Source organism: Blastomonas sp. CCH1-A6 (genome assembly GCF_001556365.1).
In the GTDB taxonomy this organism is placed as follows: Bacteria; Pseudomonadota; Alphaproteobacteria; order Sphingomonadales; family Sphingomonadaceae; genus Blastomonas; species Blastomonas ursincola.
The window spans coordinates 1-290 of the sequence record NZ_LSIS01000379.1 but is presented as its reverse complement, the minus strand read 5'-3'; the positions used below and the strand labels follow the sequence as shown (position 1 = coordinate 290).

At 63.1% G+C, this 290-nt stretch carries 1 protein-coding gene; it reads right to left on the bottom strand.

Going from position 1 to position 290, the window contains the following annotated elements:
* Window positions 1–290, bottom strand: a 290-nt coding sequence (msrB, locus tag AX735_RS17660) for a peptide-methionine (R)-S-oxide reductase (RefSeq protein ID WP_202189608.1), incomplete at both ends; no start/stop codon positions are given.

The following is a 290-nucleotide window of genomic DNA, read 5'->3' as shown; positions in this document are numbered from 1 at the left end:
CGGTGCGCGGATAGCCGAGCAGCGTGTCGGTGCTGGTGCCCACAGCTCTGGGCAGCGGCGCGTAGAAGCTCGGCCAGCCGGTGCCGCTTTCATATTTGGTCTTGGAGGAAAACAGCGGCAGCTGGCATCCGGCGCACAGGAAGGTGCCGGCGCGCTTTTCCTTGTTCAGCGGGCTGGAAAAGGGCCGTTCGGTCCCTTCCTGGCGAAGCACATAATATTGATCCGCTGTCAGCTGCTGCTTCCACTGCGCATCGGTCTTGGTGATCTCGAACTTGCCCTTGGCGCGCGCG